We start from the raw sequence: 13,082 nt of genomic DNA on the forward strand, positions 1-13,082 counted from the left end.
CGGGACGCGGTGACCCAGGGGGCACGACGTGGTGCAGCCGGTACGGGAGGAGGCCCGCCGCGACGGGTCCTCCCCGTCGACGATCGTGCTCTCCGGGGCGCGCTCGCGGGCCGAGCGCGAGCTGGTGCGTCGGTGGGCGGCCTCGACCTACGGTGACGACGCGGCGCGGATCGTGGCCGACGACGCGCGCGAGCTGTCCGGTGCGCTCGAGGGTGCGGGCCCGGACACCGCGGTGGTGCCGGTCCGTGTCGTGTGGCCGCCCGCCGAGCGGAGCTCGGCCGACGCGCCGTCGGCCGCCGACCTGCTCTCGCTGTCGGCCCGACGTCGCGGCCTGCGCCACCTGCACGCGCGGCTACGGGGCTGGTCGGCGGAGAAGGCCCGGGTGGTGGCCGGCGAGGCCGCGACGCTCGCCGAGCTGCGCCGCGACGGCGACCGCGAGGTCGGGACGGCCGACGGGACGGGGTTCGTCGCGTTCGTGCGACGGCGGGCGACGCTGGCCTGCGACCGCGCCGAGCGCCGGCTGACCGGGGACCGCTACAAGGTGCCGCGGCTGATGGCCGAGCAGATCGTCGCGTCGGCGGCGGTCCGCCGGCGCGCGGGGGCGGTGGCCGACGAGCTGGGCCTGTCCACCGACGAGGTGCTCGCCCACACCGCCCGCTGCCTCGAGGAGATGGCCGCGGTACAGAGCCCGCCGGCGATCGAGGCGTTCCGCTCCGTGATGAGCCCGCTGCACCGCCGCGCGTGGGATCTCGACGTGGACGACGCGGGCCTGGAGGCGCTGCGCGAGGAGGGGCGGCGGCGCCCGCTGGTGTTCCTGCCCTCGCATCGCAGCTACGCCGACCCGCTCGTCCTCGCCGAGGTGCTGCACGCGCACGACTTCCCCCGCAACCACGTGCTCGGCGGCAACAACCTCGCGTTCTGGCCCCTGGGCGCGCTGGGGCGCCGCGCGGGCATCGTGTTCATCCGGCGCAGCTTCGGCGACGACACGATCTACAAGTTCGCCGTCCGCGAGTACTTCGGGCACCTGCTCGACAAGCGGTTCAACCTCGAGTGGTACATCGAGGGCGGCCGCACCCGCACCGGCAAGCTGCGCCCGCCGCGCTACGGGCTGTTGCGCTACCTCGTCGACGCCGCCGACCAGCTCGACGAGGCCTCGGCCGGCGCCGACCCGCTGCTCGTCCCGGTCTCGATCAACTACGACCAGCTCCACGAGGTCGGGGCGCTGGCCGCCGAGCAGGGCGGCACGGGCAAGAAGGCCGAGGGCCTGGCGTGGCTCGCGGGCTACATGCGCGACCAGCAGCGGCGCATCGGTTCGGCGCGCATCCGCTTCGGCGAGCCGATCGGCCTGCGCGACGCCCTCGCCGAGGCCGGGGAGGGCCCGTCGCAGCTGGAGAAGGTGGCGTTCCGGGTCGCGGTCGGCATCAACCGGGCCGCGCCCGCGACGCCGACCGGAGTGGTCACGTTCGCCCTGCTCGGCGCCTGCGGACGCGCCCTGACCCTCGACCAGGTGCGCGCCGTGGTGGCGCCCGTGCGCGGGCTGCTCGGCGACGAGCCGGCGATCGGCACGCTCGACACCGACGAAGGCCTCGTCGACACGCTCTGCCGGCTCGTGTCGGTGGGCGTGGTCGAGTGCTTCGAGGGCGGGCCCGAGCCCGTGTGGTCGATCGGCCCCGACCGCCACCACGTGGCCGCGTTCTACCGCAACGGCCTGCTGCACCACCTGCTCACCCGGGCGGTGCTGGAGATGGCGCTGTTCGCCGTGGTCGACGGGGGTCGCGAGCTCGCCGGAGACCGGGTCCTCGAGGCGTGCTGGGAGGCCGCGCTGGCCCTGCGCGACCTGCTCAAGTACGAGTTCTTCTTCTCCCGCAAGCGCGACTTCCGCGACGAGCTGCTCGCCGAGCTCGACCGCCTGGCGCCGGGCTACCGGTCGGCGCCCGCGTCCGCCCGCGGGGCCGCGGAACTGCTCTCCCGCGCCGAGCTGCTCGTCGCGCCCCGCACCCTGCTGCCGTTCGTCGAGGCGCAGTGGGTGGTGGCGACGGTGCTGGCCGCGCACGAGGGCGCCCTCGACGACCGCGCGTCGTTCCTCGACGCATGCACCGGGCTCGGCCGGCAGTGGTGGCGCCAGCAGCTCCTGCACGGTGCCGACGTGGTCTCCCGCGAGCTGTTCACCTCGGCGCTGCGGGCGGCGGAGAATCGCGCTCTGCTGGGCGCGGACGCGGATCCGGCCGCGCGGGCGGCGTGGCGCGACGAGGTCGCGGCGGTGCGCAACCGCCTGCGCCGGGCCGGGGAGCGGGAGCAGGCGCTGCGGGCGGAGGTGTTCGATGACGACGGCCGGCACTGAGCCGGCGGTGCTGGACGCCCGACGCGCGGCGATCCGCGCCGCCCCGGCGGGCAGCGTGGCGATCGTCGACGAGACCGCCCTGCTGGAGCGGTCGGCGGTCGCCGCCCACGTCGGCGAGGCGTTGCGCGCGGGGCGGACGGCGTGGCGCGCGCTGCCCGGCGACGTCGCGCTCCTTGCTAGTGCCGGTGCCGGTGCCGCTGCCGGCGCCGGGGACGACGAGGCGGCGGTGCGACGCCTCGTGGCGTCGTGGGCCGGCGAGGACGCCGCGACCGTGGCGCAGCGCGCGCGGGCGGTCCTGCGCGACGACCTCGGCGCCGCCCTCCGGCCGCCGGTCTGGTCGCTCGTCGCCGAGCACCGGCGCGCCGGGCACCGCGTCGTGGTCACCGGGCACGCGCCCCGACCCGTGCTCGAGGCGCTGGCCGAGGACCTCGGCGTCGACGAGCTGGTCGCCACCGAGGTCGAGGTCCGCGACGGCGTGCTCACCGGCGAGGTCGACGGCCCGGTGCTGCTCGGCCCGCGCGGCGAGGCGAAGGCCGCGGCCGTGGTCGCCCTCGGCGCACGACCCGCCTTCGTGATGGCCGGGCCGTGCTCCGAGGCGTTGCTGGCCGCCGGTGACGGCCCGCTCGTGGTGACCTCCGGGAGCGCGGCGACGTGCGGCGGCCACCCGGTGCTGCCCGTGCCCCCGCGCAGCGGCGCGCTCCCGGGCCCGCTCGACGTCGGGCGCACCGCGGCGTTCTACGGCGCGCTGCTCGGGGCGGCGAGCACGGCGGCGGCGGTCGGGCTCGCCCGGCGCTCGCGGCGGCAGATGGTCGACCTGACGTGCTCGGTCACGGGCGACCTCGGGCTCGCCCTCGCCGGCATCGACGTCGAGGTCCGCGGCGCGGAGCACCTGTGGTCGTCGCGCCCGTGCGTGTTCGTGTTCAACCACCAGTCCAAGGTCGACGTCGCGCTGCTGATGAAGCTGCTGCGCGGCGGCTTCACCGGCGTCGCCAAGGCCGAGGCGGCGTCGATCCCGCTGTGGGGCGCGATGTTCAAGCTGGCAGGGGTCGCGTTCGTCGACCGCGGCAACACCCGCCAGGCCCGCGAGGCGCTGGAACCCGCGGTGCGCAAGCTCCGCGACGAGGGCTGGTCGCTGGCCATCGCCCCGGAGGGCACCCGCTCGCCGACGCCCCGGCTCGGGCGGTTCAAGAAGGGCGCGTTCCACATCGCGCTGCAGGCCGGCGTGCCGATGGTGCCGATCGTCATCCACGACGCCGGCGAGGTGATGTGGCGCGGGCACCAGACGCTGCGTGCGGGCACGGTGCACGTCGACGTCCTGCCCCCGATCGACACCTCGGGGTGGAGCACGGCCACGCTCGACGAGCACGTCGCGGACGTGCGCGAGCAGTTCGTCCGGACCCTGGAGGGCGGCCCGTGAGCACCACCGCGATGCCCGACCCCACCCCGCCGCGGGGCGACGACGGACGCCTGCTCTGGTCCCGCTCGGAGGAGCTCACCGGTTTCGAGGCGCTGATGTGGCGCGTCGAGGCCGACCCGCGGATGCGCTCCACCGTGGTCATCGTCGAGACTCTCGACCTCGAGCCTGACTGGGACCGGTTCGTCGCGGCCACCGACTGGGCCTCGCGCGTGGTCCCGCGCTTCCGCGAGCGGATCGTCACGCCCTTCCTCGGTGCCGGGACGCCGCACTGGGCGCTCGACCCCGACTTCGACCTGCACTACCACCTGCGCCGTCTGCGACTGCCCGAGGGCGCGGGGTTGCCCGACCTGTTCACGCTGGCCGAGCAGACCGCGATGACCCCGCTCGACCCGTCCCGCCCGCTGTGGGAGGCGACGCTGGTGGGTGGGCTGCCCGACGGCGGGGCGGCGCTGCTGTTCAAGCTGTCCCACGTCCTCTCCGACGGCATGGGCCTGGCGCAGCTGCTGGCCGGGCTGCACTCGCGCACCCGCGAGCCGATGACCGACAAGCCGCAGCCCCCGCCCCCCACGGGTCCGCCGGCGACCCTGGGCCGCGAGCTGGCACGCCAGGTCCGCAGCGACCTCGGCCTCGTCGGTGGCGCCGCGCGGGGGGTGCTCGGGGCCGCCGCCTCGCTGGTGCGTCCCGACCGCGCGGTCCGCGACGCCGCCGCGTACGTGGCCTCGGCCGCCCGGGTGCTCTCGCCGCCGCCCGCGCCGCCGCTGCCGGTGCTCGCGCACCGCAGCCCGTCGTGGCGCTTCCGCACGCTCGACGTGCCGTTCGCCGCCCTGCGCGCGGCCGGGAAGTCGGTCGGCGGGTCGGTCAACGACGCCTACCTCGCGTCGTTGCTCGGCGCGTTCCGCCGCTACTCCGCGCGGCGCGGCGACCCGCTGCCGTCCGACCGGCTCATGCCCGTGACGCTGCCGGTGTCGGTGCGCCGCGAGGAGCACGAGCCGGGCGGCAACCACTTCGCGCCCGCGCGGCTCTCGGCGCCGGTCGGGATCGTCGACCCTGCGGCTCGGGTCGTCGACGTGCGCCGGCGGATGAAGGCCGCGCTCGCCGAGCCCGCGCTGGAGAGCGTCGAGGTCGTCACGCCGTGGCTCGCGCGCCTGCCCGGCGCGCTCGTCGCCACCTTCGGCGGCGGCGCCACCCGAAGCAACGACCTGCAGGCGAGCAACATCCCCGGCCTGCGGCGCGACGCGTTCCTGGCCGGGGCGAAGATCGTGCGCAGCTACCCCTTCGCGCCGCTGCCCGGGTGCGCCGCGATGATCGCGATGGTCACCCACGGCGACACCTGCTGCGTGGCCGCCAACCTCGACGCGGCGTCGTTCGACGACCTGGCGGGGTTCGAGCAGGATCTCGCCGACGGGTTCGCCGAGGTGCTCGCCCTCGTGCCGGGGACGGCGTGACCCCTCCGGCCCCTCCCGCGCCGTTGCCCGCCGACCACCCCGTCCCCGAGGAGGCGCCCGCATGACGAGCACCGAAACCGACCTGGAGATCGACGGCCGCCGCGGGCGCGTCGTCGTCCGGCGACGCGAGCCCGACGGCGCGCCGCGGCGGGTCGTGCTGCTCGCGCACGGGTACGGCGAGCACTCCGGGCGGTACGCCCACGTCGTCGACCACCTCGCCGCGGGCGGTGCCGTCGTCTACGCGCCCGACCACCTCGGGCACGGGCGCTCCGAGGGCGAGCGCGTGCTGGTCGACGACGTCGACGAGATCGTCGACGACCTCGACCAGGTGCGGCGCACGGCGCGCAACGAGCACCCGGACCTGCCGATCGTGCTGCTCGGGCACTCCATGGGTGGGCTCATCGCCACCCGCTACGCCCAGCGCTTCCCCGACGTCCTCGCCGGCCTCGTGCTCACCGGACCGATCGTCGGCGGGAGCCCGGCGATCGCGGGCCTGCTCGAGTACGACGAGATCCCCGATGTGCCCATCGACCCCGCGGTGCTCTCCCGCGACCCCGCCGTCGGCGAGGCCTACGCCGAGGACCCGCTGGTGTGGCACGGGCCGTTCAAGCGCCCGACCCTCGAGGCGCTCGTGCGCTCGGTCGAGGACGTCGGCGCGGGTCCGGGGTTCGGCGAGCTGCCCGTGCTGTGGGTGCACGGCGAGGACGACCAGCTCGTCCCGCTCGAGCCGACACGGGCGATGATCGAGCGCCTGCGCGGCAGCGACCTCACCGAGCGCATCGACCCCGGCGCCCGCCACGAGGTGCTGAACGAGACCCACCGCGACGAGGTCCTCGCCGACGTCTCGACCTTCCTCGACCGCGTGTGCAGCGCACCTACTCCCCGGTGAGCACCCGGCGCACGAGGTGCATCGCGAGCACGACCGAGCGCTCGCGGATGTCGCCCCGCGACCCCGGCAGCACGGGGTCGCGGGCGATCGTGCGCCCGTCGGCGGTCCGCACACAGAAGCACACGTAGCCCACCGGCTTGGCGTCGGTGCCGCCGCCGGGCCCCGCGACGCCGGTGACGGCCACGGCGACCGTGGCCCCGAACCGGGCGAGCGCACCGTCGGCCATCGCCTCGGCCACCTGCGGCGACACCGCGCCGTGGGCCTCGATCAGCTCCCGGGGCACGCCGAGCAGGTCGGCCTTCGCGTCGTTCGAGTACGACACGACGCCGCCCGCCACGTGCGCGGACGCGCCGGCGGGCGCGGTCAGCCGCCCGGCGAGCAGGCCGCCGGTGCACGACTCGGCGGTGGCGATCACCTGCCCGTCGAGCAGGTCGAACAGCAGCTCGTCGATCGTCTGCCCCGTGCGGGAGAACACCGCGCGCCCGTGCCGACGGTCGATCTCCTCGACCACCGCGTCACGCGCCGCCGCAGCCTTCCCCGACCCGGGTGCGTGGCGCAGGTCGACCTCGAGGGCGAAGTCGCGCAGGCAGGTCGTGATCTCGAGCGGTGCGAGGTCCGTGCGCTCGCCGACGTCGCGCAACGTCGCCGCGATCTCGGACTCGGGCACACCGAAGAGCCGTAGGTGGGTCTCGGTGTACGGCGACGTGCGGGCGAGCACCTCGCGCACGGGCTCCGTGGCCAGCGCGTCCTCCCACATCGCGCCGAGCTCGCGCGGCGGGCCGGGCAGCACGAGGATCGTCGGGCCGCCGCGCTCGGGGTGCGGCGGCACGGCCAGCCCGGGCGCGGTGCCGGCGGGGCTGATCGGCGTGGCCCCGTGCGGCACCATCGCCTGCTTGCGGTTGGCCGCGGCCAGCGCGTCGGCGTCCCAGCGGAGTCGATCGGCGAACTTGGCGATGATGTCGCCGACGACCTTCTCCATGTGCTCGTCGAGCTCGAGCGGGCGCCCGGTCGCGGTGGCGACGACCTCGGCGGTCAGATCGTCCGCGGTCGGTCCCAGCCCACCGGTGGTGACGACGAGGTCGACGCCGTCGGAGGCGAGGAAGCGCAGCGCGGCGGCCATGTCCTCGCCGCGGTCGCCGACGAGCAGCAGGTGCGAGACCTCGACCCCGAGCTCGCCGAGCCGTTCGGCCACCCAGGGCCCGTTGCGGTCCGTGATGCGGCCGGTGAGCAGCTCGCTGCCCGTCGCCACGATCCCGGCCCGCACGCCCGCGCGCGCCCCGTGCCCGTCGTCGGTCACACCGCACTCCCGCCCTCGATCCACCGACGAGCTCCGTCTCCGGAGCCGTCGTGGTCATCCCACCAGAGCGACCGCGTCCCGGCCGACCGACCGCCACGCGTCCCCCGACCGGCCCGTTCGGCCCTCCACGCCACGGTCGGGGTGCCATGCTGGCCGCACCCGTTTCACTGGGTGTTCGTTGTGCGGAGGAGCGGGTAAATGATGGGCCGGAGGAGTGAATCACCCTCCGGTCGGTTGGCCACGATTTGTTGCGTAGGGTGAACGAGACGACGATGAGGCGGGCGGTGGCGCGGCGACGGGCCGGCGGCCGTCGCGGGGGGCGAGCGGGAAGGGATGTGGTGCCGTGACACCGATCCGGGTCGCTTCCGCCGCCACCGGCTCCGCCCTCGGTACGGGGTTCCTCGTCCTCGCCACCCTGCTCGTCCTGCTGCTGGCCGCCTCGGTCGTGGCCCTGCTCGTCCAGCGGGTCCGGCGCCGGCGTCACGACGCCGAGGCGCGCGCCCTCGCCGAGCGCCTGCGGCGCGACGCCTACCACGACGCGCTGACCGGCCTGCTCAACCGCGAGGGCTTCCTGCACGTGGCCGCCGAGCCGCTCGCCGACGGCGGGGCGGTCGCGGTGGTCGACCTCGTGCTGCTCGGCGCGGTCAACGACACCCTCGGGCACGCCCGCGGCGAGCTCTTCGTGCGCCTGGCCGCCGAGCGGCTCACGGGCGCCGGTGCGGGGGTGGCCGGCGACGGGTTCGTCGCCGCGCGTCTCGAGGGCGACACGTTCGCCGTCGTGCTGCCCCGCGTCGACGGCCGCGACGCGCACCGCGCCGCCGAGGTCCTGCGTGAGCTCCTCCTCCCGCCCTACCTCGTCGAGGGCGTGCGCTTCGAGGCGCCGGTGGTCGTCGGGGTCGCCGCCGACGGACCGTGGCTCGCCGACGTCCCCGCCGGGCCCGAGCGCACGTCGGCCCTGCTGCGCCGCGCCGACGTCGCGCTCGCCGCCACCCGCGACGGGGGCGAGCCGGTGCGCTGCTACGAGCCGAGCATGGGGGAGCGGGCGGCCCGGCGCCTGCGCCTCATCCGTGGCTTCTCGGCCGCGGTCGCGCGCCGCGACGTCCGCGTCGACTTCCAGCCCGTCGTCTCGCTGGGCGAGCGCACGGTGATCGGGGTCGAGGCCCTGGCCCGCTGGGACCACCCCGAGCTGGGTCTGCTGCTGCCCGACGAGTTCGTCCCCGTCCTCGAGGCCACCGGCCAGATCGGCGAGCTCACCTCGTTCGTGCTCGGCGAGGCGCTCGCCGCCGCCCGCCGGTGGCTCGACCGCGGGATGCGCCTGTCGGTGGCCGTCAACGTCGCGGTGGCCAACCTCGGCAACCCCGGCTTCCCCGACGAGGTGGCGAGCCTGCTCGTCGCCCACCGCGTGCCCGCCGAGCTGCTCACCCTCGAGCTCACCGAGTCCGGCGTGTCCTCCGAGCGGGAGGTCGCGCTGCCCGTCCTGCGCCGCCTGCACGGGCTGGGCTGCCGGATCGCGGTCGACGACTTCGGCACGGGGCAGTCGTCCCTGGCCCACCTGCGCCGGCTGCCCGTCGACCAGGTCAAGATCGACAAGAGCTTCGTGCTGGGCATGGGCACCGAGTGCGGCGACGTGGCCGTGGTCCGGGCGATCGTCGAGATGGGGCACACGCTCGGCCTGCAGGTGGTCGCCGAGGGCGTCGAGCGGGCCGCGGTGCGCGCCGCGCTCGCCGAGATGGGCTGCGACGTCGCGCAGGGCTACCTCGTGTCGCGTCCGCTGCCCGCCGGCTGCTTCGACGCCTGGCTGGACTCCCTCGACGTGCGCCCCCGCGAGCCGGGCACCGCGGCGGGACCCCGGACGCTCATCGCGTGAGGCGGGGGGTAGTCTGGTGCACGCCCCCCGGGGCAGGCCCCTTTAGCTCAGTCGGCAGAGCGTCTCCATGGTAAGGAGAAGGTCTACGGTTCGATTCCGTAAAGGGGCTCTCGGTGAGCAGCCGGCGGACCTCGGTTCGCCGGCTTCGTGGTGTGACGGGTCCGTCGCACATCGCTCACCGCGGCGGTGTAGCTCAGTCGGTAGAGCAAGCGGCTCATAATCGCTGTGTCGCCGGTTCAAGTCCGGCCACCGCTACCACCCAGGCCCCACGGGTGCGCCCGTGGACGCCGCTGCACGATCGTGACGAGAGGAACCTCCGTGGCCACCACCGACATCCGTCCGAAGATCACGCTGGCCTGCGAGGAGTGCAAGAACCGCAACTACATCACGCGGAAGAACCGGCGGAACGATCCCGACCGCCTGACGATCAAGAAGTTCTGCCCGCACTGCGGCACCCACCGCGGCCACCGCGAGACCCGCTGACGCGCGCGCCCCGTGCCGCTCGACGCCTCCTTCGTGGGCCGGACGTGGCCCGCGGAGAACTACGAGGTCTCGCTGGAGAAGATTCGCGAGTTCGCCACGGCCGTGGGCGCGGAGCACCCGCTGCACCACGACCGTGAGGCGGCCCGGGCGGCGGGCCACCCCGACGTCGTCGCGCCGACGACGTTCCCGGTGGTCTTCACCTGGCCGGCCACCAAGCGGGTCGTCGACGACCCCGCGCTCGGGCTCGACTTCTCCCGCGTGGTCCACCGCGACCAGGCGTTCGAGCTGGCGCGGCCGCTGTACGCGGGCGACGTCGTGACCACCGTTGTGTCCGTCGACGAGGTCCGCGAGCTCGCGGGCAACGACGTCGTCACCTTCCGCTGCGACGTCACCGACGCCGAGGGGTCGGCCGTGCTCACCACCACGGCCACCCTCGTCGGGCGCGCGGGGGACGACGCGTGACCGCGCTGGCCGACGCCGCGCCGGGCGACGCGCTCGAGCCGCGCACCGCGACGATCACCCGTGCCGACCTCGTCCGCTACGCCGGCGCGTCGGGCGACCTCAACCCCATCCACTGGAACGAGCGCGTCGCCACCGAGGTCGGGCTGCCGGGCGTCATCGCCCACGGCATGTTCACCATGGCCCTCGCCGCGCGCTACGTCGCCGACCTCGCCGGCGACCCCACTGCGGTCGTCGCGTTCTCCACGCGCTTCACCCGCCCCGTGGTCGTCCCGGACGACGACACCGGCGCCGCGGTCGAGCTCGGCGGCAAGGTGACCGACGTCGCCGACGACGGCACCCGCACGGTGAGCGTGACGGCCACCCACGAGGGCAAGGGCGTCCTCGGCAAGGCCGTCGCCACCGTCCGCCTCGCCTGACCCGCTCCCCGCCGCAGCGAACGGGTATCTCGCTGCTTCTACGCGCGCAGAGTCCCCGTTCGCGGGTGCTCCATCACGTCCGGCGCCGACCGCGAACGCGGAGTTCAGACGCGTAGAAGCAGCGAACAGCGCGTTCGTTGCGAAACCCCGGCGATCACGCCGCGGCCGGCACCCCGAGGGTCGCGAGCACGGCCCGCGAGAGCGCGGCGGCGCCGAGGGCGTTGGGGTGCAGGGGCGCGGCGGGGGCCGTGGGGACGAGGCCCTCGACCCAGCGCGTGCCGGGCAGCGTGCACACGTCGTGTCCCACGGTCGGGGTGAAGGCGTCGACGTAGGTCGCGTCCCCGTCGGCGGCCGCCTGGGCGATGGTGTCGTTGAGGTCGGCGAGCACGCCGCGCAGGTACTCCACGTCGCCCGCGGTGTACGGCACGACGGGGTAGCAGCCCGGGCCCTCGGCGGGCAGCACGGACGGGTAGCCGACGATCAGCACCCGGGCGCCCGGCGCCCGGTCCCGGACCTCGCCGAGGACGTCGTCGAGACGCCCGGAGAGCTCGTCGATCCGGGCGGCGAGCCGGTCGGTGCCGCCCGCGGTGTACCGGTCCCGGCAGGGGGTCCCGAACGGGCTCGGGCTCACGCAGGACCGGACGATCTCCCCGAAGCCGATGTCGTTGCCGCCGATGCCGATGGTCACGAGCTGCGTCGCCGCCCCGAGCGCGTCGTACTGCGGTGGGTTCTGCCCGCCCTGGACGGCCTGGGGGGCGGCGAAGTCGCGGGTCCGGGCGCCGCTGCAGCTCACGTCGGTGAGTTGCGCCCCGGTCCGCTGCGCCACGAGGTGCGGGTAGTTGTTGGCCGAGCGCTGGCACCCCGGCGGGGGCCCGGCGGCGGGGCCGGTCAGCGGCGACGAGGTGTAGGAGTCGCCGAGGGCGACGTAGACCTGCCCCGGCGCCGCCGAGGCGGCGGGCACCGCCAGCAACGCGGCGAGCACGGTGAGGGCCGAGACGGCCAGGCGCACGACGATCGGCCGACGGCCCACCGGTTCTCCTCGTGTCGGAGGTGTCGAAGAGGTCCCGGCGGGACCGTCGGTCGGAGTCTGGCGTCGGTCAGCGGGCCTCGCCCAGCAGCTCCGCCATGCGGGTGACGCCGGTGCGCAGGTCGTCGTCGCCGAGCGCGTAGGAGAGCCGGAAGTAGCCCGGCGTCCCGAACGCCTCGCCGGGCACGACGGCCACCTCGGCGTGCTCGAGCACGAGCGCGGCGAGGTCGACGCTGGTCTGCGGGCGCTCGCCGCGCAGCTCCTTGCCCAGCAGGCCCTCCACCGAGCAGTAGGCGTAGAACGCCCCGCGCGGGGTGGGACACTCGACGCCGTCGATGGCGGAGAGCATCTCGACGATCGTGCGGCGGCGGCGGTCGAAGGCCGCGCGCATCTCGTCCACCGCGTCCAGCGGACCGGTCACCGCGGCGAGGGCGGCGCGCTGCGACACGTTGGCGACGTTCGAGGTCATGTGCGACTGCATGTTGGCCGCGGCGGCGACGACGTCGGCCGGGCCGATCAGCCAGCCGACACGCCAGCCCGTCATCGCGTAGGTCTTGGCGACGCCGTTGACCACGATGCAGCGGTCGGCGATCTCGGGGACCGCGACCGGCATCGACACGTGCTCCGCGCCGTCGTAGACGAGGTGCTCGTAGATCTCGTCGGCGATCACCCAGATGCCGTGCTCGGCCGCCCAGCGCCCGACGGCCTCGACCAGCTCCCGCGGGGCGACGGCGCCGGTCGGGTTGGACGGCGAGCACCACAGCAACGCCTTGGTGCGGGGGGTGCGCGCAGCCTCCAGCTGCTCGACCGTCGGCAGGAAACCGGTCGAGGCGTCGGTGTCGATCTGCACCGGCTCCCCGCCGGCCATCCGCGCGGCCTCCGGGTAGGTCGTCCAGTACGGCGCCGGGAGGAGGACCTCGTCACCCGGGTCGATGATCGTCGCAAACGCCTCGTACACCGCCTGCTTGCCGCCGTTGGTGATGAGCACCTGGCGCGCCTCGACCTGCCAGCCCGAGTCGCGGGCGGTCTTGGCCGCGACGGCGTCGCGCAGCTCGGGCAGGCCCGCGGCGGGGGAGTAGCGGTGGTTCTTCGGGTCCGAGCACGCCGCGACCGCCGCGTCCACCACCGGCTGCGGGGTGGGGAAGTCGGGCTCGCCGGCGCCGAACCCGATCACCGGCCGGCCGGCGGCCTTGAGCGCCTTGGCCTTCGCGTCCACGGCCAGCGTCGCCGACTCCGCGATCCCGCCGACACGGGCGGAGATGCGGCGGTCGGTCGCGGGCGACCGCAGGGCCGAGGAGGACGGGGACGTGACCGATGCCATGTCCCGGTATTCTGGCAGACGGGCCCGCCCCGCCCGCCCGGGTGCACCCGGCGCCATCGGGCACCGGCGGTTGCCGTAGCATGGTTCTCCAGGGCGGTCCGTCCGTGGCCCTCGCGC

General features: G+C 75.4%; 11 protein-coding genes and 2 tRNA genes. 10 read left to right on the top strand and 3 right to left on the bottom strand.

What is annotated here, in order from left to right:
- Positions 1-28: 28 nt before the first annotated feature.
- The 4 genes from C8D89_RS12540 to C8D89_RS12555 all read left to right on the top strand — a co-directional run bounded on the left by C8D89_RS12540 (position 29) and on the right by C8D89_RS12555 (position 6,092).
- Complete coding sequence (locus C8D89_RS12540; protein ID WP_207787192.1) at positions 29-2,341, top strand: glycerol-3-phosphate 1-O-acyltransferase; 2,313 nt, start codon at positions 29-31, stop codon at positions 2,339-2,341.
- On the top strand, positions 2,322-3,758 hold the full coding sequence (locus C8D89_RS12545) for a 1-acylglycerol-3-phosphate O-acyltransferase (protein ID WP_116708435.1): 1,437 nt from the start codon (positions 2,322-2,324) through the stop codon (positions 3,756-3,758). The genes C8D89_RS12540 and C8D89_RS12545 overlap by 20 nt, the downstream gene beginning before the upstream one ends.
- Entirely contained in the window at positions 3,755-5,203 is a 1,449-nt protein-coding gene (locus C8D89_RS12550) for a wax ester/triacylglycerol synthase domain-containing protein (protein WP_243418050.1), read from the top strand. The genes C8D89_RS12545 and C8D89_RS12550 overlap by 4 nt, the downstream gene beginning before the upstream one ends.
- A gap of 61 nt (positions 5,204-5,264) precedes the next feature.
- Positions 5,265-6,092: an alpha/beta hydrolase gene (locus tag C8D89_RS12555; protein ID WP_116708436.1), complete on the top strand. Its 828-nt coding sequence runs from the start codon at positions 5,265-5,267 to the stop codon at positions 6,090-6,092.
- Here C8D89_RS12555 and C8D89_RS12560 read toward each other — a convergent pair.
- A complete protein-coding gene (locus C8D89_RS12560; protein ID WP_207787193.1) occupies positions 6,079-7,389 on the bottom strand; it encodes a competence/damage-inducible protein A in 1,311 nt (436 codons plus the stop codon). The genes C8D89_RS12555 and C8D89_RS12560 overlap by 14 nt on opposite strands.
- A 343-nt stretch (positions 7,390-7,732) precedes the next feature.
- Here C8D89_RS12560 and C8D89_RS12565 point away from each other — a divergent pair, with 343 nt between their 5' ends.
- The 6 genes from C8D89_RS12565 to C8D89_RS12590 all read left to right on the top strand — a co-directional run bounded on the left by C8D89_RS12565 (position 7,733) and on the right by C8D89_RS12590 (position 10,617).
- Entirely contained in the window at positions 7,733-9,256 is a 1,524-nt protein-coding gene (locus tag C8D89_RS12565) for a putative bifunctional diguanylate cyclase/phosphodiesterase (RefSeq protein ID WP_116708437.1), read from the top strand.
- A gap of 36 nt (positions 9,257-9,292) precedes the next feature.
- Positions 9,293-9,365, top strand: a tRNA-Thr gene (locus tag C8D89_RS12570).
- Between the two features lie 73 nt (positions 9,366-9,438).
- A tRNA-Met gene (locus tag C8D89_RS12575) sits at positions 9,439-9,514 on the top strand.
- A 60-nt stretch (positions 9,515-9,574) separates the two neighbouring features.
- On the top strand, positions 9,575-9,739 hold the full coding sequence (rpmG, locus tag C8D89_RS12580) for a 50S ribosomal protein L33 (protein ID WP_116708438.1): 165 nt from the start codon (positions 9,575-9,577) through the stop codon (positions 9,737-9,739).
- Between the two features lie 12 nt (positions 9,740-9,751).
- Entirely contained in the window at positions 9,752-10,201 is a 450-nt protein-coding gene (locus C8D89_RS12585) for an FAS1-like dehydratase domain-containing protein (RefSeq protein WP_116708439.1), read from the top strand.
- Positions 10,198-10,617 carry a MaoC/PaaZ C-terminal domain-containing protein gene (locus C8D89_RS12590; RefSeq protein WP_116708440.1) on the top strand — a complete coding sequence of 140 codons (420 nt, stop codon included), beginning with the start codon at positions 10,198-10,200 and terminating at the stop codon, positions 10,615-10,617. Before C8D89_RS12585 ends, C8D89_RS12590 begins: the two co-directional genes overlap by 4 nt.
- Positions 10,618-10,771: 154 nt before the next feature.
- On the opposite strand, the gene C8D89_RS12595 is transcribed toward C8D89_RS12590, so the two are convergent.
- Complete coding sequence (locus tag C8D89_RS12595) at positions 10,772-11,647, bottom strand: SGNH/GDSL hydrolase family protein (protein WP_116708441.1); 876 nt, start codon at positions 11,645-11,647, stop codon at positions 10,772-10,774.
- A gap of 67 nt (positions 11,648-11,714) precedes the next feature.
- Positions 11,715-12,965: a pyridoxal phosphate-dependent aminotransferase gene (locus C8D89_RS12600; RefSeq protein ID WP_116708442.1), complete on the bottom strand. Its 1,251-nt coding sequence runs from the start codon at positions 12,963-12,965 to the stop codon at positions 11,715-11,717.
- Positions 12,966-13,082 lie beyond the last annotated feature (117 nt).

The organism is Actinomycetospora cinnamomea, from assembly GCF_003096675.1.
GTDB classification, from domain to species: Bacteria; Actinomycetota; Actinomycetes; order Mycobacteriales; family Pseudonocardiaceae; genus Actinomycetospora; species Actinomycetospora cinnamomea.